The sequence below is a fragment of the Streptomyces sp. NPDC051173 genome (genome assembly GCF_040689515.1).
Classification (GTDB): Bacteria; Actinomycetota; Actinomycetes; order Streptomycetales; family Streptomycetaceae; genus Streptomyces.
This window is the reverse complement of record NZ_JBFBBD010000060.1, coordinates 21,631-42,785: the sequence shown is the minus strand read 5'-3', so window position 1 is coordinate 42,785 and position 21,155 is coordinate 21,631. Positions and strand designations below refer to the sequence as shown.

General features: G+C 71.3%; 18 protein-coding genes and 1 tRNA gene. 8 read left to right on the top strand and 11 right to left on the bottom strand.

Annotation, left to right across the window (positions count from 1 at the left end; all coding sequences use genetic code 11):
- Window positions 1–234 precede the first annotated feature (234 nt).
- The 6 genes from pth to AB0435_RS25870 form a co-directional block, all read right to left on the bottom strand.
- Entirely contained in the window at window positions 235–825 is a 591-nt protein-coding gene (pth, locus tag AB0435_RS25895; protein WP_366006302.1) for an aminoacyl-tRNA hydrolase, read from the bottom strand.
- 82 nt (window positions 826–907) lie between these two features.
- The gene (locus AB0435_RS25890; RefSeq protein WP_366428068.1) at window positions 908–1,477 is read right to left on the bottom strand and encodes a 50S ribosomal protein L25/general stress protein Ctc; all 570 of its coding nucleotides are present in this window, start codon (window positions 1,475–1,477) and stop codon (window positions 908–910) included.
- A 184-nt stretch (window positions 1,478–1,661) separates the two neighbouring features.
- Window positions 1,662–2,639 carry a ribose-phosphate diphosphokinase gene (locus AB0435_RS25885; protein ID WP_366006304.1) on the bottom strand — a complete coding sequence of 326 codons (978 nt, stop codon included), beginning with the start codon at window positions 2,637–2,639 and terminating at the stop codon, window positions 1,662–1,664.
- Window positions 2,640–2,712: 73 nt separating this feature from the next.
- Complete coding sequence (gene glmU, locus AB0435_RS25880) at window positions 2,713–4,179, bottom strand: bifunctional UDP-N-acetylglucosamine diphosphorylase/glucosamine-1-phosphate N-acetyltransferase GlmU (RefSeq protein WP_366006305.1); 1,467 nt, start codon at window positions 4,177–4,179, stop codon at window positions 2,713–2,715.
- Window positions 4,180–4,294: 115 nt separating this feature from the next.
- Window positions 4,295–4,366: transfer RNA gene (locus tag AB0435_RS25875), tRNA-Gln, on the bottom strand.
- 11 nt (window positions 4,367–4,377) lie between these two features.
- On the bottom strand, window positions 4,378–5,073 hold the full coding sequence (locus AB0435_RS25870; RefSeq protein ID WP_366006306.1) for a hypothetical protein: 696 nt from the start codon (window positions 5,071–5,073) through the stop codon (window positions 4,378–4,380).
- Between the two features lie 155 nt (window positions 5,074–5,228).
- Between AB0435_RS25870 and AB0435_RS25865 the strand changes: the two genes are divergently transcribed.
- The gene (locus tag AB0435_RS25865) at window positions 5,229–6,605 is read left to right on the top strand and encodes a histidine kinase (protein ID WP_366006307.1); all 1,377 of its coding nucleotides are present in this window, start codon (window positions 5,229–5,231) and stop codon (window positions 6,603–6,605) included.
- A 178-nt stretch (window positions 6,606–6,783) separates the two neighbouring features.
- Here the strand turns inward: AB0435_RS25865 and AB0435_RS25860 are convergent, their stop codons facing one another.
- Together AB0435_RS25860 and AB0435_RS25855 are read right to left on the bottom strand one after the other, a co-directional pair.
- A complete protein-coding gene (locus tag AB0435_RS25860; RefSeq protein WP_366006308.1) occupies window positions 6,784–7,290 on the bottom strand; it encodes an SUKH-3 domain-containing protein in 507 nt (168 codons plus the stop codon).
- Window positions 7,291–7,294: 4 nt separating this feature from the next.
- Window positions 7,295–7,834 carry a YwqJ-related putative deaminase gene (locus AB0435_RS25855; RefSeq protein WP_366006309.1) on the bottom strand — a complete coding sequence of 180 codons (540 nt, stop codon included), beginning with the start codon at window positions 7,832–7,834 and terminating at the stop codon, window positions 7,295–7,297.
- Window positions 7,835–8,200: 366 nt separating this feature from the next.
- Here AB0435_RS25855 and AB0435_RS25850 point away from each other — a divergent pair, with 366 nt between their 5' ends.
- From AB0435_RS25850 to AB0435_RS25840, 3 genes are all read left to right on the top strand, one after another.
- Window positions 8,201–9,178 carry an SMI1/KNR4 family protein gene (locus AB0435_RS25850; protein WP_366006310.1) on the top strand — a complete coding sequence of 326 codons (978 nt, stop codon included), beginning with the start codon at window positions 8,201–8,203 and terminating at the stop codon, window positions 9,176–9,178.
- A gap of 7 nt (window positions 9,179–9,185) precedes the next feature.
- Entirely contained in the window at window positions 9,186–11,918 is a 2,733-nt protein-coding gene (locus tag AB0435_RS25845) for an SUKH-4 family immunity protein (RefSeq protein ID WP_366428067.1), read from the top strand.
- A 192-nt stretch (window positions 11,919–12,110) separates the two neighbouring features.
- Window positions 12,111–13,004 (top strand): cellulose-binding protein, encoded by an 894-nt coding sequence (locus tag AB0435_RS25840; RefSeq protein WP_366006312.1) that lies wholly within the window; start codon window positions 12,111–12,113, stop codon window positions 13,002–13,004.
- A gap of 535 nt (window positions 13,005–13,539) precedes the next feature.
- Here the strand turns inward: AB0435_RS25840 and AB0435_RS25835 are convergent.
- A complete protein-coding gene (locus AB0435_RS25835) occupies window positions 13,540–15,219 on the bottom strand; it encodes a lytic transglycosylase domain-containing protein (RefSeq protein ID WP_366428066.1) in 1,680 nt (559 codons plus the stop codon).
- Window positions 15,220–15,718: 499 nt separating this feature from the next.
- On the opposite strand from AB0435_RS25835, the gene AB0435_RS25830 reads away from it, so the two are divergent.
- Both AB0435_RS25830 and AB0435_RS25825 read left to right on the top strand, forming a co-directional pair.
- Entirely contained in the window at window positions 15,719–16,507 is a 789-nt protein-coding gene (locus tag AB0435_RS25830) for an ABC transporter ATP-binding protein (RefSeq protein WP_366006314.1), read from the top strand.
- Window positions 16,504–19,068, top strand: a complete 2,565-nt coding sequence (locus AB0435_RS25825; protein ID WP_366428065.1) for an FtsX-like permease family protein — start codon at window positions 16,504–16,506, stop codon at window positions 19,066–19,068. Before AB0435_RS25830 ends, AB0435_RS25825 begins: the two co-directional genes overlap by 4 nt.
- Before the next feature lie 105 nt (window positions 19,069–19,173).
- Here the strand turns inward: AB0435_RS25825 and AB0435_RS25820 are convergent, their stop codons facing one another.
- A complete protein-coding gene (locus AB0435_RS25820) occupies window positions 19,174–19,386 on the bottom strand; it encodes a DUF4287 domain-containing protein (protein WP_366006316.1) in 213 nt (70 codons plus the stop codon).
- Window positions 19,387–19,453: 67 nt separating this feature from the next.
- On the opposite strand from AB0435_RS25820, the gene AB0435_RS25815 reads away from it, so the two are divergent.
- Window positions 19,454–20,002, top strand: a complete 549-nt coding sequence (locus AB0435_RS25815; protein WP_366006317.1) for a DUF1697 domain-containing protein — start codon at window positions 19,454–19,456, stop codon at window positions 20,000–20,002.
- A 159-nt stretch (window positions 20,003–20,161) separates the two neighbouring features.
- Window positions 20,162–20,863: a DUF4097 family beta strand repeat-containing protein gene (locus AB0435_RS25810; RefSeq protein WP_366428064.1), complete on the top strand. Its 702-nt coding sequence runs from the start codon at window positions 20,162–20,164 to the stop codon at window positions 20,861–20,863.
- Window positions 20,864–20,877: 14 nt separating this feature from the next.
- Here the strand turns inward: AB0435_RS25810 and AB0435_RS25805 are convergent, their stop codons facing one another.
- On the bottom strand, window positions 20,878–21,078 hold the full coding sequence (locus AB0435_RS25805) for a hypothetical protein (RefSeq protein WP_366006320.1): 201 nt from the start codon (window positions 21,076–21,078) through the stop codon (window positions 20,878–20,880).
- Window positions 21,079–21,155 lie beyond the last annotated feature (77 nt).

Here is a 21,155-nt window from a genome sequence, read left to right as displayed (position 1 = left end):
TTGGGGGTCCCCCCGGACGAAGTCTGGGGGAGCGTCCTCAAACGCCGGACGGGCTGAAATCAGCCCGTCCGGCGTTTGAGGACAACGCGCGAAGCGTGTTGCGGGGTCTGGGGCGGAGCCCCCCACGCGGCGGAGCCGCACATCAGATGCAGCCGGGAAGGGGCGGGTAGGGGAACAAAGCCCGCCGCAGGCGGACCGCGGGGTCCGGGGCGCAGTCCCGGTCAAGGAGTCCCGCTACGAGTTGTACGTCCCCTGCGCCCGCTCCAGGCCGTCCACGATCAGCGTCTCCACCGCATCCGCCGCCCGGTCCACCTCGAACGCCAATTCCTTGCGCTCGGGCGACGAGAAATCCTTCAGGACGAAGTCGGCCACCTGCATACGACCCGGCGGCCGCCCGATACCGAAACGCACCCGGCAGTAATCCGGCCCCATCGCCTTCGTGATCGACTTCAGACCGTTGTGGCCGTTGTCGCCACCACCCAGCTTCAGCCGCAGCTGACCGAAATCGATGTCCAGCTCGTCGTGGACCGCGACGATCCGCTCCACCGGCACCTTGTAGAAGTCCCGCAGCGCGGCCGTCGGCCCGCCCGACAGATTCATGAACGACATCGGCTTCGCGATGACCACCCGGCGGCTCGACGGCCCCGGCGCACCGAGCCGGCCCTCGACCACCTGCGCCCGCGACTTGTGCGCCTTGAACTTCGCCCCCAGCCGCTCCGCCAGCAGGTCGGCCACCATGAAGCCGACGTTGTGGCGGTTCGCCGCGTACTCGGGGCCCGGGTTGCCCAGCCCCACGATCAGCCAAGGGCTCGTGTCGTCCGTCATCCGAACATTCTCCTCCATAGCCAACCGCCGCCCCACTCGGGAAGAGCGGGACGGCGGCAGGGAAAAACGAGGGAAGCCTGGATCAGGCCTCGGCGCCCTCGGCGGCAGCCTCGGTCTGAGCGGCCAGGACCTGCAGGACGACGGTCTCGCCGTCGACGGCCAGGGTGGTACCGGCCGGCAGGACGACGTCCTTGGCCAGCACGGAGGCACCGGCCTCCAGGCCCGCGATGTTCGCGACGACGGCCTCGGGGAGGTGCGTGGCCTCGGCCTCGACGGTCAGGGTGTTCAGGACGTGCTCGAGCAGGTTGCCGCCCGGGGCCAGCTCGCCCTCGGTCTGCACCGGAACCTCGACCGTGACCTTCTCGCCCTTGGCGACGACGAGCAGGTCCAGGTGGACCAGGAAGCCCTTGAGCGCGTCACGCTGGACGGCCTTGGGGATGACCAGCTCGGTGCGGCCCTCGATGTCCAGGGAGAGCAGGACGTTCGGGGTCTTGAGCGCCATCATCATGTCGTGGCCCGGCAGGGTCACGTGAACCGGCTCGCCACCGTGACCGTAGACGACGGCCGGAACCTGACCGGCGACACGGGCGCGGCGGGCGAAGCCCTTGCCGAACTCGCGGCGGATCTGTGCGGGAATCTTGACCTCGGACATACGCACTCCTCGTAGAAAGTAAAAGGATCTGACGGCCGTTACCCGGCCCACGACAGACCTGCTACGAAGAGCGCGTCGATAACGGACCGCCGCACCCAAAAAAAGTGCGGCCTCCCTCGCCGAGCAACTTGTGCAGTGTACCCGGCGGGAAGGCCGCCCAGAAATCGATCAGTCAGCGCGTGACTTACGCCTGCTCCTCGAAGAGGCTCGTGACCGAACCGTCCTCGAAGACCTCACGCACCGCGCGCGCGATCGTCGGCGCGATCGACAGCACCGTGATCTTGTCCAGCTCCAGCTCACCCGGCGTCGGCAGGGTGTTGGTGAAGACGAACTCGCTCACCTTGGAGTTCTTCAGACGGTCCGCGGCCGGACCCGAGAGCACACCGTGCGTCGCCGTCACGATGACATCCTCCGCACCGTTCGCGAACAGCGCGTCCGCGGCGGCACAGATGGTGCCACCGGTGTCGATCATGTCGTCGACCAGGACACACACCCGGCCCTTCACATCACCGACGACCTCGTGCACCGTGACCTGATTGGCGACATCCTTGTCACGGCGCTTGTGCACGATCGCCAGCGGCGCGCCCAGACGGTCGCACCAGCGGTCGGCCACGCGCACCCGGCCGGCGTCCGGGGAGACGACCGTCAGCTTGTCGCGGTCGACCTTGGCGCCCACGTAGTCCGCGAGGATCGGCAGCGCGAACAGGTGGTCCACCGGGCCGTCGAAGAAGCCCTGGATCTGGTCCGTGTGCAGGTCGACCGTCAGAATCCGGTCCGCACCCGCCGTCTTGAACAGATCCGCGACCAGACGCGCCGAGATCGGCTCACGGCCACGGTGCTTCTTGTCCTGACGCGCGTAACCGTAGAACGGCACGACCACGGTGATGGAGCGGGCCGACGCGCGCTTCAGCGCGTCGAGCATGATGAGCTGCTCCATGACCCACTTGTTGATGGGAGCCGTGTGGCTCTGCATCAGGAAGCAGTCGGCGCCACGCGCCGACTCCTGGAAGCGGACGTAGATCTCGCCGTTGGCGAAGTCGAATGCCTTGGTCGGGACCAGGCCGACGCCCAGCTGGTGCGCGACCTCCTCGGCAAGCTCGGGGTGGGCGCGGCCGGAGAAGAGCATCAGCTTCTTCTCGCCGGTCGTCTTGATCCCGGTCACAGCACAGTCTCCTTGGATGTCGCTTTGTGTGCGCTTATCACGGTACGCCCCGCACGACGCGCCCGTGTCACGGTCACTGTTCGGCGTCGGTCTCTCGACCGTCCTGCTGAGCGGCGGAAGCGGCCTGTGCGGCCGCGCTTCCCGGGCGCTTACGAGCCACCCAGCCCTCGATATTCCGCTGCTGTCCACGTGCGACAGCCAGCGAACCCGGGGGCACATCCTTGGTGATGACCGAGCCGGCCGCGGTGTACGCGCCGTCCCCGATCGTGACCGGAGCCACAAACATATTGTCCGAGCCGGTCCGGCAGTGCGAGCCGATCGTCGTGTGGTGCTTGCTCACACCGTCGTAGTTCACGAAGACGCTCGCCGCGCCGATGTTGGTGAACTCGCCGATCGTGGCGTCCCCGACGTAGGAGAGGTGCGGCACCTTGGTGCCCTCGCCGATCACGGCGTTCTTCATCTCCACGTACGCGCCCGCCTTGGACTTCGTCCCCAGCCGGGTGCCCGGACGCAGATAGGCGAACGGGCCGACGTTCGCGCCCTCGCCGATCTCCGCGCTGTCCGCGACCGTGTTGTCCACGACCGCGCCCGCACCGACCGAGGTGTCCCTCAGCCGGGAGTTCGGGCCGACCTCCGCGCCGGTGGCGACATGCGTCGCGCCCAGCAGCTGGGTGCCCGGGTGGACGACCGCGTCGCGCTCGAAGGTCACCGTCACGTCGACCAGCGTCGACGCCGGGTCCACGACCGTCACGCCGTCCATCATCGCCACGTGCAGCAGCCGCTCGTTGAGCAGCTTGCGCGCCTCGGCGAGCTGGACGCGGTTGTTGATCCCCAGGATCTCCCGGTGGTCACCCGCCACGGCCGCGCCCACCCGGTGCCCGGCCTCGCGCAGGATGCCCAGGACGTCCGTCAGATACTCCTCGCCCTGGCTGTTGTCCGTACGGACCTTGCCGAGCGCGTCGGTCAGCAGCTGCGCGTCGAACGCGAACACACCGGAGTTGATCTCCCGGATCGCGCGCTGCTCCTCGGTGGCGTCCTTGTGCTCGACGATCGCGGTCACGGCACCGGTGGCCGGGTCGCGCACGATGCGGCCGTAGCCGGTGGAGTCCGGGACCTCGGCGGTCAGCACGGTGACGGCGTTGCCGTCGGCGGCGTGGACCTCGCTCAGCCCGCGCAGCGTGCCGCCGGTGAGCAGCGGGGTGTCGCCGCAGACGACGACCACGGTGCCGTCCAGCACGACGCCGCTGTTGCCGAGCTCCTCCAGCCCCATGCGCACGGCGTGGCCGGTGCCGTTCTGCTCGTGCTGCACGGCGGTACGGACGGCGGGGTCGATCTCGGCCAGGTGTGCGGCCACCTTCGCGCGCTCGTGCCCGACGATCACCACGAGGTGCTCGGGGTCCAGCTCGCGGGAGGCGGCGACGACGTGCCCGACGAGGGAGCGGCCGCAGATGGCATGGAGGACCTTGGGGGTCGCCGACTTCATGCGGGTGCCCTCACCCGCTGCGAGGACGACGACGGCTGCCGGGCGGTTGGCGCTCACGGGTGTGCCCTTCGGCTTCGGGTGGTGGACATCCGAAGGATACCGGTGCGTTTGAAGGCCGAAACGCGGGCGGGTCCTGACCTGGGGGTCAGGACCCGAGTATTCGAACTTTGAGCTCCCCTGCCAGGACTTGAACCTGGAAAGACGGATCCAAAGTCCGTTGTGTTGCCAATTACACCACAGGGGATGGTTTGCGAGTTATGTCCGATTCTGGTGATCGGCCGTGCGCGCAGAGAACACTATGCCGCACCACCAGCCCTCGATGCGACGGTACAGGTCGGCGCCTTCCCGGACGCGGACCACGAGGCACCCTCGGTAGTCCTCCCCGATGTTCTTGCGGACGGTCTTCGGGTTGTGCTTCTTGAGCGTGGTCTTGTCGAGGCTGGTGGCATCGACGCCGACGAGATCCGCCCAGAACTTCTCGGCGCCCGCCACGTCGGCGGATTCGTGGATCATCACGCGGTATCGCAGGCGCTCCGGCTCGACGTGCAGCAGCTTGAGCCATGCGAGGCAGACGCGGATCATGCCGGGGTCGCTGTTGATGAAGGTGGTCACTTCCTGGGGCCGGTGCGCTTTGCACTTGGAGCCCTCCGACCAGTACAGCCCGACGCCCACCAGGAACAGCTCCCGGTCGGTCATCTGGCCTATCTCGCGAACCGCGGCCTCTTTCGTCTGCTGGCGCGCCAGATCGCGGGCCTTCCGGTACGGCTCCCACCGCGCCTCGCTCATCGCGTGCATCTGCTCCGCCGTCTTCTGCGGCTTCGGCAGATCCCGCACCCAGAGCGACACCGAGCTCTTCGCCACCCCCAGCTCAGCGACGATCTCGTCGTACGTCCTGCCCGCCAGCCGTAGCTCGCGGGCGCGTGCCTGCTGTTCCGTCTTCGCTTGCGTCATGAACTCAGCGTCATCGCCCATACGCGCACATATGGCGAAAGCATGGCCGATTCGGCAGTTCGAGGGAAACCGGTGCCTTTCACCTTCAATCGCACCCGCCCCGTGCTCCCGCGCGGGCAGGAAAACCGGTGGCGGGCGCCCGTAGTCTGGGTGGTATGACCACAACGGGGGCAATCGCGGAGGCGGGCGCGCGGGGCGCGCCCCGGGGGCCGTGGTGGTGGGGGCGGCGTCGGAGTCTCGTGCTGGACGTGACGCTCGCGCTGTTGTCGGCACTGGAGTGCGCGCTGGAAGGGGTCGGCTTCGCGAACGACGCGGGGCTGCCCGCGGCGGTCGGCTTCGCCATCGGGCTGCCGGCCGGGGCGTCGCTGCTGCTGCGGCGGCGGTGGCCGATAGCGGTGGTGCTGGTGTCGATCGCGATCACACCGGCCGAGATGGGTTTCCTGCTGAGCATCGTCGGGCTCTACACCCTGGCGGCGTCCGACGTGGCGCGGCGGCTGACGGTGGTGCTGGCCGGGGTGTCGGTGGCGGGCACGTTCGTGGTGACGTTCGTGCGGTTCCACCAGGACATGTCGCAGGACGGCTACCACCCGGGCCTGTGGCTGACCGTGTTCTTCTCGGCGCTGATGGCGCTGGGGCTGTCCGCGCCGCCCGTGCTGCTGGGGCTGTACGTGGGGGCGCGCCGCCGGCTGGTCGAGAGCCTGCGGGAGCGGGCCGACGGTCTGGAGCGCGAGCTGGCGCTGCTGGCGGACCGGGCGGAGGAGCGCGCGGTGTGGGCCCGTAACGAGGAGCGCACGCGGATCGCGCGGGAGATGCACGACGTGGTGGCCCACCGGGTGTCGCTGATGGTGGTGCACGCGGCGGCGCTGCAGGCGGTGGCGCTGAAGGATCCGGAGAAGGCGTCGAGGAACGCGGGCCTGGTCGGTGACATGGGCCGCCAGGCGCTGACGGAGCTGCGGGAGATGCTGGGGGTGCTGCGGACGTCGTCGGACGGTCCGGTGGCGGCGCAGTCGTCGGCGGATTCGCAGCGGCTGGCGGAGGTGGCCGCGGCTGCTTCGGCGCGGGTGTCGGAGAGCTCGGAGAGCGCGGTGGCGGTCGCGGGGGTGGCGGACGAGGCCGTGGCCGGGGACGGTCCGTGTCTGGACGGTCTTGAGGATCTGGTGGGTCTGTCGAGGGCGGCGGGCATGGTGGTGGAGCTGTGTGTGGAGGGTGAGGGGCGTTCGCACGGTGCGCGGGTGGAGAGCACGGCGTATCGCGTGGTGCAGGAGGCGCTGACGAATGTGCACAAGCACGCGCCGGGTGCGAAGGCGGTCGTGCGGCTCGCGCACCGGGAGGGCGAGGTGGCCCTTCAGGTGGAGAACGGTCCTTCGGACGGTGGCGCGGATGTCGGGCTGCCGAGTGGTGGCAACGGCCTGGTGGGGATGCGCGAGAGGGTGTCGGCGCTCGGTGGTGTCTTTGTGGCGGGTGTGACGGATGTGGGTGGTTTCCGGGTCTCGGCGGTGATCCCGTCGGGGGAGGGCCGGATGGCGGCCTGAATTAGGCCGGATACCGCTCTGTAATTGGCTGGATAGTTCCCCTGTGAGGGGGCCTCGACGGGCTTGATGTGCCGCACGTGATCGACGACCTGCGGTACATCGAGCCCGTGAGGACACCGCCGCGCGGCGGTGGTGCGGGAACGGGACGGCCCGCGGTGGAGGACCGCCCGGCCACGGCCTAAGCGCGCGGTCCCGCCGACAGTCGGGACGGGCGGGCGCCGGTGACGAGCGTGCCGATGGCGCGGTCGATGTCCGAGCCGAGGTACCAGTCGCCGGTGTGGTCGAGGCTGTAGACCCGCCCGTGGGTGTCGATGGCGAGCAGGGCCTGCCCGTCCGCCTCCTGGCCGAGGGGGCACACCTCGGCGCCCAGCGCGCGGCCGAGGTCGGCGACCGTGCGGGCGAGGTGGAGGCCGTGCAGCGGGTCGATCCGGAAGGGCGTCGGCGCGATGTGGCGGCCGGGTCCGGGGGCGGTGATGTGCAGCCCGCCGAATTCGGCCCAGGCCTCGACCGCCGCGGGGAAGACCGTGTGCCGGTGGCCGGCGGGGGAGGTGTGGGCGCGCAGGGCGTCGGCCCAGTTCTCGGCGGCCTTGATGTCCCAGCGGCCGGGCTGCCAGCCGGCCTCGCGGAGGGCGGCGTCGACGGCGACGGGGAAGCGGGTGGCGGCGGTGCGTTCGAAGGCGCGCATGGGGTCAGCCCTTGCCGTTGGTCGGGGCGGCGGGGTCGACACTCCGTACGCCGAAGTGGGCGAGGAGGGCCGTGCAGGAGCGGCAGGGGGCCGCGTAGCCGCCGTGCCGGGGGTCGCCGTCCTCGCGGATGTGCCGGGCGGTGAGCTTGGCGTGTTTCAGGGCGCGTTTCGCCTCGCCGTGGGTGAGCGGTTTGCGAGCGGCACGTTTGCTCCGGCCCGCCTCGAAGGCGCCGAGGTAGCGGGTGAGGAGCACGGCCTCGGGGCAGCGGCCGGTGAAGCGCTCGCGGCGGTCGCTGGTGAGCGTGTCCAGGAAGTCCTGGACGAGCGGGTGGAGCGTCGGCGGCTGGTCGGCCTTGCCCGCGGTGCAGGTCAGGGTCTCGCCGCGGACGGAGAGCGCGGCGGCGACGGCGGGCAGGATGCCGTCGCGGCGGTGGAGCAGTGCCGGCGGTCTGTCCGCGTCGTCGGTGGCGCTCCAGCTGAGCCGGGGGTCTCCGGGTACGGAGGCGTGTTCGTCCACGGGCTGGCGGTCCTGAGTCGTGTGCATGGTGGTTCTTCCCTCCCGTGCAATCCCCCTGTTGCGGGGATCAGCCTGCCAAATGGGATGGCGGGTGTGGAAGTCAGGTCGGGGTTGGGTGCGTGCCGTGTGGTGTTCGTGTGTCGTGTGATCACTATGGGATGCGGTGCCGGGGGACGGTCGCCGGGGCCGGGGCGGCGTGGCGCGGTGCGTGCGGTCCGCTGCGCGGACCCCGCCTCGCCGCAGCGCATAGGCTGTGCCGAACGGGGTGTTCTCGGCCATGGGGACACCGACCGGCCGGGCCGCCCCGTGGCGCGGCCGGTGGCCCGGTGGCCCGCGGTGTCCGCCGCACGTGTCCTGGGCGTCAGGTGACAGAGTCAGCAGGGGGCATCCGCCATGACGACAGGTCGGCTCGGGCAGCACGCCGCGCCACCGAACACGGCCTATGCCGGGCAGGTCGTGCACTTCCCGGATCCGGTCCGTGCCGCGCGCCATCCCAAGGGCGTACGGGTGGGCGAGGACGGTTTCCCGGATTTCTCGCCGTACGCGCGTGCGGCCGCGGAGATCGCGGAGCCACCGGAGGGGTTCGGTGTCGACGAGCTCCGGCTGACGGACTACGTGTCGGCGAACGCCGCGCAGCACGCGGCCGGGCACGAGTTGTGGGCGAGTCTGCCGAGTGTGGCGACGCCGCACGGCTGGACGTGGCACCACGTGGCGGGTACGCGCCGGCTGGAGCTCGTCCCGGTCGAGGTGAAGGCGCTGTTGCGGCACCACGCGGGGCTGGCGACGGCGGCGGTGGACCAGGACAAGCGCGGTACGCGGCCGTTGCAGGAGACGCGTCCGGTGCACTTCGCGCTGCCGCAGCGGGATCTGGCGGTGACGGAGGAGCAGGTCCAGGGTGTCGAGGAGGACCTCGGCTATCGGCTGCCGGGCGCGTACCGCGCCTTCCTGAAGGCGGCGGGCGGCTGTGCGCCGGTGGGTGCCGCGCTGGACGCGGAGCTGGGGCTCCTGATCGACCAGCCGTTCTTCACGGTGCGTGACGACGCGGCTGTCAACGACCTGGTCTATGTGAACAAGTGTCTGCGCGACCACTTCACCAAGGACTATCTGGGCGTCGGTTTCGTGCAGGGCGGTGTCCTCGCGGTGAAGGTGAAGGGCGAGTCGCTCGGCTCGGTGTGGTTCTGCCCGTTCGACGACGCCCGGGACCGGGACGGCTGGACGGTGCAGGAGCGGGTGGAGCGGTTGCTGCTGCCCTGCGGTGAGGACTTCGACGCGTTTCTCTCCCGGCTGGCCGGTGGCCCGCCGGAGTTGGAGACCGTCGCGAACCTGATGGTCGACGGTGGCTTCGCGTACGCCGTCCCGGTGGAGGGGTGAGCGCGGGATGGTGACGTTCGCGCAAGCACAGGAGCGCGCGGAGCGCTGGGTCAACGGCGACGTACCGGCGTATCAGCACCGCGAGGTGCGGGTGCGGGAGTTCGACCTGGGCTTCGTGGTCTGGGCGGAGGACCGCGAGGACGGCCCGACGTCGGACGGCGGCCGGGCCCGTCTGGTCATAGCCCGGGACAGCGGCGAGACGACGCTGTGGCCGGGTCTGCCGGTGGGCGAGGTGATCCGCCGGTACGAGGAGGAGTACGGGGCCGTGGACGAACAACTGCCGCCGCCGGACGCGGCGCCGCCGAAGCGGCTGGACCTGGAGGCGACGTCCTTCCTGCTCAGCCCGCCGCAGTGGCTCCAGGACGCGGCGGACGCGATCGGTATCCCGGACCGGCGGTCGTCGGCGTCGGGTACGGCGTCCGGCACGCGGGGCGACCGGCCGGCCGCGGCCTGGTCGGACGCGACGTCGGCACCGGGGACGGATTCGTCCGAGGGCAGGGGAGTGACACCGGAGGCCGCGGATGCGCCTGTGGCGGCTGTGCCGAGTGCTCCTGCCGCGCCGGATGCGCCTGTGCCTGCGGCGGCCGGTACGGATCCGGAGCGTGGAGCTGCGGCCGGTGCGCCTGCTCGGCCGGACGCTCCCTCCGCCTCGGGGACGGATTCCGCCGACGCCGCCGTGTGGCCGGACGCCGGCGCGTCGTCGGCCACGAGCGGGGCCACCGACGTCTCGGCGACTCCTTGGGCCGACACGAACGCGGACGAGGACGACGGGGACCGTTCCGTCGGGCTGCCCGCCACGGTGCTCGCCCCCGCCCTGTCGGGTGCGGACGACGACGACTTCCCGGCGCCGGGTGTCGGGCCCGAGGCCAAGACGGCGCTGATGCCGGCGGGCAGCGCGCTGCCGCGTACGGCGATCTCCCCGGCGCTCGAGGACCCGGCGGGTCCGGGTGCGCCCGATGCGCCGGTTCCGGGTGTGCCGGCTCCCGCCGCTCCGCCGGTTCCGGACGCGGGCGGGCCGCGGCCTCCGGGCGCGCCCGGCGTGCCGGGTCAGCCGCCCAACGCCCCGGGAACGCCGGGGATTCCAGGCGCCGACGGGCCCGTACCGCCCGGTCTTCCCGGTGCGCCCGGTTCTCCCGCTGCGCTCGGTGCCGGAGCGGCGCACGCGGCGGCCACGATGCTTGCCGAGCCCGGTGTGCCTGGTGCTCCGGCAGCCCCTGGTGCTCCCGGCGCTCCCGGGCAGCCGGGTGTGCGTGGGGCGCATGTGCCGCATGCTCCTGGTGCTCCCGGTGTTCCGGGGCAGCCTCCTGGGGCGCCTCGGGCTCCCGGGGCCCCGGGTTCCGCTCAGGGCCCGGCCGCCCCGCAGCCTCCGGGTGCCCCCGGAGCTCCGCAGCCCCCGGCGGCCCCGCAGGGTCCCGGTGCCGCGTACGCCGCGACGATGCTGGCCACCCCGGGCACCCCCGGCATGCCCGCCGCCCCGGGTGCTCCCGGCGCCCCGAAGGCCCCCGGCGCACCCCAGCCTCCCGGCGCTCCGCAGGGGCCCGGTGGGGTGCACCACGCGGCCACCATGCTCGCCGGACCCGGTACGCCGGGCCCCGGCGCACCGCACGCTCCCGGCGCCCCGGGCGTTCCCGGGCAGCCGCCCGGTGCGCCCGGTACGCCCGTGCACCATGCGGCGACCATGCTCGCGGGCCCCGGCACGCCCGGTGCCCCGCAGGGACCCGGTGCCCCGCAGGGTTACGGCTATCCGCCGCAGCCCGCCGGGGTGCCCACCGTGGGGCCCGGCTACATGGCCGTACTGCGCTACCGCGCCGCCGACGGTTCGGAGCAGCAGCTGATCCGGCGCAGCGCGCCGGGGACGCCGCACCCCGAGTGGCAGATCCTGCACGAGCTGCGGGCGATGAACGTGCCGCCGCAGCAGGTGCTGGAGCTGCACACGGAGCTGGAGTCCTGTGATCTGCCGGGCGGTTACTGCGCGCGCATGGTGCGGGAGACCTGGCCGCAGGTGCGGATCAGCCACACCGCCGCGTACGGCCGGGACCTGCCGACCCGGCAGCAGGGTATGCGGCATCTGATTGAGCATCAGGGCGAGCTGCACCAGGTCGCCGACGGCCCGGCGCGGCCCGCGCCGAACCGGGTGCCGCTGTCGGGTTCGGCCCAACTGCCGCCGGTCGGGCCGGATGTCATCGCCCGTGAGCTGGCGGAGTCGTTCGGTCCGCAGGGCGTGTTCCGGTTCGAGCAGCGCGCGGTGTCGCGGCAGGGCGTGCCGGACGTGGTGGCGCAGACGCTCGTCTGGGCGGGCCTGCCGGTGGACCTCGGCCCGTTCTTCTGGGGCCAGGCGCAGCCCGGCCGCCCGGTGCCGACGCTGGCCGAGCTGGCGGCGGAGCGCGGGGTGCGCCCGGCGCCGGACGCGGGCTCGTATCTGGTGATGGGCAGTGACTACGGCCGTCAGCTGTGCGTGCAGTACGGCACGGCGCACATCGTGGCCGTGCCGATGGAGGCGGGGCCGGACGGTGGTTCCGTGGCGCCGCAGTTCGTCAACACGAGCCTCCCTCAGTTCGTTCGCTCTTTGGCGCTGCTCGGCAAGATGTGGCGCTGGCGCTACGGTCTGATGCCGGAACAGGCCGGCCGCTGGACCGTGGACTTCCAGGAGCAGTTGGCGGCGCTCGACCCGGCCGCCCTGGCGGCGCCGGAGAATTGGTGGGCGGTGCTGGTGGAGCAGATGTGGGACGGTCTCTTCTAGGGGCCGGCCGATGTGTCGACGACGCGGGGCGTTCGACCCTTGGACGAAGGGGCGGGCGCCCCGCGTCGTCGGTCGGCACAACCTTGCGGGAGGAAGCGGGCGGAGTGTCGGGTTCTGGGCACTCGCGCCGTCCAGGAATGATGTGCGCCGGACCGCGTCATTCGGTTGTCCGGGATATGAGGGGCTTCGAGGATGAGTTCATCGGTATCTCCTGACGGTTTCACCGTGGTACGGGGCCGTGGTTACCGCCCTGAACAGGTGGACCGTGCCCTCGTCGAGTGCGAGCGGCGCCGCGACGAGGCGTGGGAGCGCGCGGCGCGGCTGACGGTGCTCGCGCGCGAGATGGAGGACGAGGTCGCGCGGCTGCGGCAGTTGGTGCAGCAGCTGCCGCCGCAGACGTACGAGTCGCTGGGCCACCGCGCGCAGGGCCTGCTGTTCACGGCGCAGGCCGAGGCGGCGGGCCTGCACGAGCGGGCGGAGGCGGAGGCGACGTCCCTGATGGACGCCGCCGACGCCCACGGGCGGGCGGTGCGGGACGCCGCGCACGTCTACGGGACCGAGGTCCGCGCGGAGGCGGAGGACTGGGCGCGGCAGGCCGGGCTGGCCGCGCTGTCCGTCGCCGACGACGTGCGCGCCGTCGCCCAGCGCGAGGCGAAGGCGCGCCGTGTCGAGGCGGTGACCTCGCTGAAGGAGATGCGCGAGCGTACCGCCGACGCCCTCGCCGAGCAGGAGAAGGACCACGCGGAACGCTGGGACGCGGCGGGCCACGAGATCGCCGAGCACGAGGCCGGGCTCGACGTCCGTGTCGCCGCCATGGAGGAATACGGCCGCAACGCCCTCGCCGAGGCCCAGCGGCGCTACGCGGAGGCGGAGGAGGCGGCGCGCCACGGCCAGGAGGACGCGGACGCCCAGGCCGCGGCTCTGATCGCGCAGGCTCGTGTCCGTGAGGAGCGGATTGTCCGTGACACGGAGCGGGTGCTGCGTGAGCATGAGGAACGGCGGGAGGAGTTGCGGTCGCACATGGCGCATGTGCGGCATTCTTTGGCGGCGCTCACGGGGAAGCCGGTGGCTGACGCGGCGGATTGATGTCTTGCGGGTTGTGTGCGCCTGCGGCGGGACGCCCTTCGGGCGTGGCCTCAATCGCCGGCCGGGCTGGGTTTGTGGCTGGGCCGGGGGTGTGACCTCCGGGCTGAGGACCTGGAACGCGGTGCATGGCACCGTCATACGCATTGGGTGCCCTGACAACGCACCGCGTTCCAGAACCTCACCCTCCGGCCCCACCCCCTCCGCCGGTGGGTACGTTCACGGCCGGTGGGTGCGCCTCGCTTTTCCGCCGGGTGCGCCGTTCTTTTCTTTTCAGCCCGTTGGGGGCACCTCTGGGGGCACCCCCGGACGGAGTCTGGGGGAGGTAGCTGGGGGAGTTTGAGGACGCGGCCGCAGGCCGCTCCCGCCGCAGGCGGCGAACCGGCCCGCACATCGGGGTCTGGGGCAGCGCCCCAGTTTCGGGAAGGGGCGGGGTAGGGGAACAAAGCGCCGCAGGCGCCGACCGACCCGCAGTCGGGGGCCTGGGGCACGCGCCCCAGTTCGGGGAGGGGCGGGCTGGGGAAAAAGCCCACCCCCATCAGCCCTGCGGCGCCGTCACCGTCAAATGGACCGTCAGCTCCTGCCCATCCGCCGTCGTGAACCGCACCGTATAACCCCCAGGCTTCGCGTCCGCGAACAGATCCGGCAAGGAAACCATCCCCTTCTCGTCCGTCGGGGCGAGAGCGATGGTCCGCACCTCCTTGCCGTCCTTCTTGAAGTACGGCCCGACAGAAGTCGGCGTCACGCCGTTGGCCGCCAGGATCGTCGCCGTCATGCCGCTGACGCCCGCGAGCGGCTTCCCGTCCTTGCCCAGGGTCTGGACCTGGATCGCTCCGAAGGTGGCGGAAGGCGCCACCGGGGCCGGCTTGTCGCCCACCAGCACCACGTTCGCCACGGGCATCGGCTTGACCGTCGCCGCGAAGTCGACCGGGGTGATGTCCCGGTCCTCGACGGTGGCGCGCACCGTGAACTGGCCTGCCTGGTCGTTCGCGATGACCGCCGGCGCGGCGGCGGTGCCGTCCTTGCCCGTGGTGGTGGTGAAGACCGTGCCGGTTCCGGGGAAGCGGGCCTTGGTCTCGCCGATGATCTCGAAGCGCACGCGCGTGCCCGCGGTCGGCTTGCCGGCGTCGGTGAGGGTCCGTACGCGGGCTTGTTCCTTGAACGTCTCGCCGGCCGTGGCCGTCCACTGCGCGTCCCCGACCCGCTCCAGGCGGGCGGTGGTGGGCGCCGGAGGCGTCGGCCTGCTCGGCTCCGTCGGCTTCGAGGGCTTCGACGGCTTGGGCTTGCTCGGGGTGCTCGGAGTGCTCGGCTTGCCCGGAGTGCTGTGCTGCGGTGAGGGCCGTGACGTGCCCGGAGTGCTGGGCGAGCTCGGCGCGCTGGGACTGCTGCCCGCCGGGATCCGCGGAGCGGAAGGGCTGCCGGAGGTGTCCGGCAGTGCCGTGACGTCGCCGTTCTGGTACGTGCGCATCCACGCGACGACGCTCTTGACGTATTCGCGTGACGGGTTGTAGCTGAGGATCGCCTTGTCGAGGTCCCCCGGCTTGTTCAAGTCCCGGCCGCCCGCGCACAGATAGCGGGCGGTGCCGAGGGCGGCGTCGTAGATGTTGTTGGGGTTCTTGTAGCCGCCGTTGCCGTCCGAGCCGATGTGCTTCCAGGTGGACGGTATGAACTGCATGGGGCCGACGGCGTGGTCGTACTGCGTGTCGCCGTCCCAGAAGCCGCCGTCGGTGTCCCGTACGAGGGCGAACTCGCGGCCCGTCAGCGCGGGGCCGAGGATCGGCTTGTCCGTGGTGCCGTCGGGGAGGAGGTGGGTGCCGTAGATGGTGCCGTGCTCGGACTCGACCTTGCCGATGCCGGCGATGAGCTGCCAGGGGATGTGGCAGTTGGGCAACTCGGTGCGCGCCTGGGCCTCGGCCTTCTTGTAGGCGTCGAGGGCCGTCGCGGGGATGCCGGTGGAGCCGTCGGTGCCGTTGCCGCCGCCCGCGGCGGGCGTGCCGGGGAGGCCGCCGGGCGAGTGGGGTCTGAGGTCGGGCAGCGTGAGGTTGGGGGTGCCGTGCGGCAGCGACTGGGGGTTGTCGGGGCCCGGGCCGGGCTCGTCGGCATCGGCGGTGTTGTGCGGGGGGCTGACGCCGACCGCCGCGGTCAGGCTGGCGACGAGCAGGGCCGTGCACAGGCCCTGCCGGGAGACGCTCGCGGCGCGCGTGGGAAGAATCTTCACGGGCTGCTTCCTTCGAAAGACCGGCGGCCGGTTCGAAGGGGTGGCACGTCGCCCCCCTCGACCATCAAAGCCGAACACTAATTCCCTCTGACCGCAATTGTCTTGCCCCGGGCCAGGCTTCACGTATTCTCCGCGCTTCGTTTCCCCTCGGTGATCTCTCGATGAGCGAAACTGCCCGTATTGCGTACGCTTCGTCCGCTTATATGCAGTTATGGACCCTGAGGGCGGGGGCGGGCGCAACGGTCGGACCCCTAGGGGATGTTCCCGCGCGCCTCCTCCTCGCCCCCGCCCCCCGGTCGTACCGCAGCAGGAGGAACGCCTCCTGATCGCTGCCTAGCCTTTTCGATGACGGCCGGAGTGCGGGGGGTGGGGCCGGCCCCACCCCGAAGAGACGTGCAGCCACCAATGTGGCCGTGGCCGGATTCCAGCAGGCTGAGTACGTACCTCAGTGCCGTGCGCCCCAGGGCGCGGCGGACACCGCAGACATAGGAGAACCACCGTGACAACCGCCGTATCGATTCCCAGGACCGGGGGCAGTGGAGGGCATGCGGCCGTCGCGGCGAGGGCCCGTCAGGTCGTCAAGGCGTACGGCGCGGGGGAGACCCGCGTCGTGGCGCTCGACCACGTCGACGTGGACATCGCCCGCGGGCAGTTCACCGCGATCATGGGCCCGTCCGGTTCCGGCAAGTCGACGCTGATGCACTGCCTGGCCGGTCTCGACACCGTCACTTCCGGCCAGATCTTCCTCGACGAGACCCAGATAGTGGGGCTCAAGGACAAGAAGCTCACGCAGCTGCGCCGGGACCGGATCGGCTTCATCTTCCAGGCGTTCAACCTGCTGCCGACCCTGACCGCCCTGGAGAACATCACGCTCCCCATGGACATCGCGGGCCGCAAGCCGGACCGCGAGTGGCTGGACCGGGTCGTCGAGACCGTGGGCCTGGCGGGCCGCCTGAAGCACCGCCCCAACCAGCTCTCCGGCGGCCAGCAGCAGCGCGTCGCCGTGGCGCGTGCCCTCGCGGCCCGCCCGGAGATCATCTTCGGTGACGAGCCGACCGGAAACCTCGACTCGCGGGCCGGCGCCGAGGTGCTCGGCTTCCTGCGCCAGTCGGTGGACGAGCTCGGCCAGACCATCGTCATGGTCACCCACGACCCGGTCGCCGCCTCCTACGCGGACCGGGTGCTGTATCTGGCCGACGGCCGGATCGTCGACGAGATGTACAGCCCGACCGCCGACGCGGTCCTGGAGCGCATGAAGCACTTCGACGCCCGTGGACGGGTGTCGTGACCATCTTCAGGACCTCCGTGCGCAACTTCCTCGCGCACAAGGGACGCATGGCGCTGTCCGCCGTCGCCGTCCTGCTGTCGGTGGCGTTCGTGTGCGGCACGCTCGTCTTCACCGACACCATGAACGCCACGTTCGACAAGCTCTTCGCCTCGACCGCCTCGGACGTCTCGGTCGACCCGAAGAAGAACGACGACGCGCAGCAGACCGGCAAGCCGCAGACCCTGCCGGCCTCGCTGCTGGCCAGGCTCGGCAAGGTGGACGGCGTCGCCAAGGTCGAGCCGCACGTCACCAGTCAGCAGATCACCGTCGCGAACCGCGACAACGAGAGCCTGAGCCCCAGCTCCGGCGCCCCCACCGTGGGCACCAACTGGAACGAGGGCCAGAAGAAGTCCGTCGAGATCACCAGCGGCCACGAGCCGCGCGGCGCGGGCGAGGCCGTCCTCGACTCCGACACCGCCGACAAGCACAAGGTGAAGACCGGTGACACGCTCCGCGTGATCGCCGCCCCGGGCGACTTCACCGTCGAGGTCGTCGGCATCGCCACGTACAAGTCGACCAACCCCGGTGCCGCGGTCCTCTACTTCGACACCGCGTCCGCCCAGGCGAAGCTGCTGGGCAGCACCACCGCGTACAGCGGCTACGGCCTGACCGCCGCCTCCGGCGTCAGCGACGAGCAGCTCAAGGAGCGCGTCACCGCGGCCATCGGCACGGACTGCACCGTGCACACCGCCGCGGAGACCAAGGAGGAGAACAAGAAGGACTTCGGCTCCGTCCTCGACGTGCTGAAGTACGCGCTGCTCGGCTTCGCCGGCATCGCCGTCCTCGTCGGCGTCTTCCTGATCGTCAACACCTTCTCCATGCTGGTCGCCCAGCGCACCCGGGAGATCGGCCTGATGCGGGCCATCGGCGCCGGCCGCCGGCAGGTCCTGCGGTCCGTGCTGGTCGAGGCGCTGCTGCTCGGCATCGTCGGCTCCGTGCTGGGCATCGGCGGCGGCATCGCGCTGGCCGTCGGCCTGATGGAACTCATGGGCTCCATGGGCATGAAGCTCGACATGGGCGAGCTGACCGTCAAGGCCACGACGCCCGTCGTGGGCCTCGCGCTCGGTGTGATCGTGACCGTGCTGGCCGCCTTCCTGCCCGCCCGCCGGGCCGGGAAGATCTCCCCGATGTCCGCCCTGCGCGACGCGGGCACCCCGGCCGACGGCAAGGCGGGGAAGGTACGGGCCGCCATCGGCCTGGTCCTCACCGCTCTCGGGGCCTTCGCGCTGCTCGGCGCGGCGAACGCGGGCAAGGCGACCGAGGGCGGCGGCCTCATCGCCCTCGGCATCCCGCTCACCCTGATCGGCTTCGTGGTCGTGGCCCCGCTGCTGGCCGGTCTTGTCGTCCGCGTCATCAGCGCGGTCGTGCTGCGGGTCTTCGGCCCGGTCGGCCGGCTCGCCGAGCGCAACGCGCTGCGCAACCCGCGCCGTACGGGCGCCACCGCCTCCGCCCTGATGATCGGCCTCGCGCTGGTCGCCGCCCTGTCGGTCGTCGGCTCCTCGATGGTCGCCTCGGCCACGGACCAGCTCGACAAGTCGGTCGGCGCGGACTTCATCATCCAGGACCAGGGCGACAACCCGATCACCCCGGCGACGGAGAAGGCCATCACCTCGGCCGGTCACGTCGACCACTTCACCCGCTACGTCGGCGTGATCGCCAAGGTCACCACGCCCGACGGGAAGACCGCCACCCAGCGGCTCAACGCGACCGACCCCACCTACACGGACGACCTCCGCTCGGAGACCGTCCAGGGCAGGCTGAAGGACGCGTACGCCAAGGACGCCATGTCCGTGCCCGAGGGCTACGCCAAGGACCACGGCATCGAGCTCGGCGACCGGCTGACCGTCGTCATGACCGACGGCCGTCCCGCGAAGCTCAAGGTCAGCGCCATCACCTCGGACGACACCAGCATCGACAAGGGCGCGATGTACCTCGACATCGCCACCGCGAAGAGCTACCTGCCCGCCGACAAGATGCCGCTGACCGGCATGATCCTCGCCAAGGCCGCCGACGGCCAGGCGAAGGAGGCCGCCGCGTCCCTCAAGGCCGCGGTCAAGGACTACCCGCAGATCAAGGTCCGCGACCAGTCCGACTACAAGAAGCTCATCAAGGACCAGATCGGCCAGCTCCTCAACATGATCTACGGGCTCCTCGCCCTCGCGATCATCGTGGCGGTCCTGGGCGTCGTGAACACCCTCGCCCTGTCGGTCGTCGAGCGGACCCGGGAGATCGGCCTGATGCGCGCCATCGGCCTCTCCCGCCGCCAGCTGCGCCGCATGATCCGCCTGGAGTCGGTGGTCATCGCCCTCTTCGGCGCCCTCCTCGGCCTCGGCCTGGGCATGGCCTGGGGCATCGTCGCCCAGAAGCTCCTGGCCCTGGAGGGCCTCGGGGTGCTGGACATCCCCTGGCCCACGATCGTCACCGTCTTCATCGGCTCCGCGGTGGTGGGCCTGCTGGCCGCACTCGTCCCGGCGTTCCGGGCGGGCCGGATGAACGTCCTGAACGCGATCGCGACGGACTAGCGGGCTCCTGCCCCTACGAGGGGGTGCGGCCGGTTCCGGCCGGCCGCCCCTCTTCCCCGGGCCCGGCCCGGACGCGCCACGGGGGTGCGCGTCCGGGCCGGGCCTTTACTTGTCGCCCGCTTCCGCGAGGGTGTGGGCGACGAGGGCATTGGCGTGGCCGTGCCCCAGGCTGTGCTCGGCCTTGAGCCAGCCGACCAGCTCCATGTGCTTGGTCATGGGGGAGGCGCGGATGAGGTCCTTCCACTCGGCCACCGGCCGGCCGTACTTCTTCTCGATCGACGGAAAGTAACTCGCGGGGCCCTTCACGGCGTTGGTCATGGCCGGAGTCTGACACCCGCCACTGACAACGGGGCTCTGCCGGACCCCGCTCCTAAGCTGTGCGGACATGACGACGAAGGCATACGCGGCGCTTCTCCGCGGCATCAACGTGGGCGGCCACAGGAAGGTCCCGATGGCGGACCTACGGGCCCTGCTCACGGAAGCGGGTTACGGGGACGTCCGCACGCACCTCCAGAGCGGCAACGCGGTCTTCACGAGCGCGGCGACGGACGAAGCGGTTCTCGCGGCGCGGCTCAGCCAGGCCGTCGAGGAGCGCTTCGGCTTCGCCGTGGACGTCCTGGTGCGCGACCACGCCTACTTGAAGGCGATCGCCGACGCCTGCCCCTTCCCGGCGGCCTCCCTGGAACCGAAGCAACTCCACGTCACGTACTTCGCGAACCCGATCACGGCGGCGGACTTCACGAAGGTCGACCCGTCCCGCTTCCTGCCGGAGGACTTCCGGTTGGGCGACCGTGCGCTCTGTCTCTACGCCCCGGACGGCCTGGGCCGCTCGAAGCTCGCGGATGTCCTGGCGCGGATTTCGCCGGGGGTGGCGACCTCGCGGAACTGGAACACGGTCATGAAGTTGGTGGAATTGACCGGGGCGGGCGGGTAGGGGGCGCCCTCACGAGCTTGATGGTGCGGGCCTGTTACGGCTGTCCCGCTTCCCCTAGGGAACGCGTCATCCGCCGGGTCTAGAGGCGGGCCTCGGGGGTGCACCGAGAATGGACTCGTCCGACTGATCGCGCCTCAGATCCTGGAGCCCGTACCCGCCATGGCCAGACACCTCGCTCCCCGTATCGCCCTGCCCCTCGTCGCGCTGGCCCTGCTGACCGCCGGCTGCTCGATGGTCGACGGGCCGACGAAGAAGGCCGAGCGGGCGTACACGCTCGACGGCCAGGTCAAGGTCGTCGACGCCGCGACCAACGGCGGGAACATCACCGTCGTGCCCATGGAGGGGAGCGGCGGGCCGGTGCGGGTGACGGAGAAGTACGAGTACAGCAGCCAGAAGCCCGACCCCCGGCACAGCCTCAAGGACGGCCGCTTCACGCTGGAGCGCGACGACTGCGGCGGTTCGAACCACCGGTGCACCGTGAACGTCGAGGTGCTCGTGCCCCGTACGGTCGCCGTCGACCTGCGCACGAGCGGCGGCAACATCACCGTGCGCGGCACGTCAGGCGAGATCGCCGCGCACACCAGCGGCGGTGACATCACCATCGAGGACTCCGCGGCGAAGAAGGCGACCGCGCGGACGAGCGGCGGGACCGTCACGGCGGCCTTCACCCGCGTGCCGGACTCCGTGGACGGCCGTACGCAGGGCGGCGACGTCGAGATCCACGTGCCCAGGGACTCCTACGCGGTGGAGGCCTCGACGCAGGGCGGCACGCGCAAGGTCACGGTCCCCACGGACGACCGCTCCGCGCACGGGATCAAGGCGCACACGCAGGGCGGGGACGTCACGGTCTCGCCGTCGTAAGCGGGGCCCGCCGCTCAGAACCGGAAGATGGACTTGAGGTCGATCTCCACGGGGAACGGGACCTCGGCGCGGAAGCGGTCGGCGTGGGAAGCGCCTTCGGGGCGATTGGCGGGCGCGTAGACGCCGCTCGGCTCGTCCAGCCGGAACTCGTGGAGGACGGGGAAGTTGCCCTCACCGCGCTCGACGCGCCAGTAAAAGGGGACGCTCGCCTCCACGGGCTGAATTGTGCACCCGCATCCGCCACACCCAGCCCGTCCGGCGTTTGAGGACGCCGCCGCGCAGCGGTGGTGCG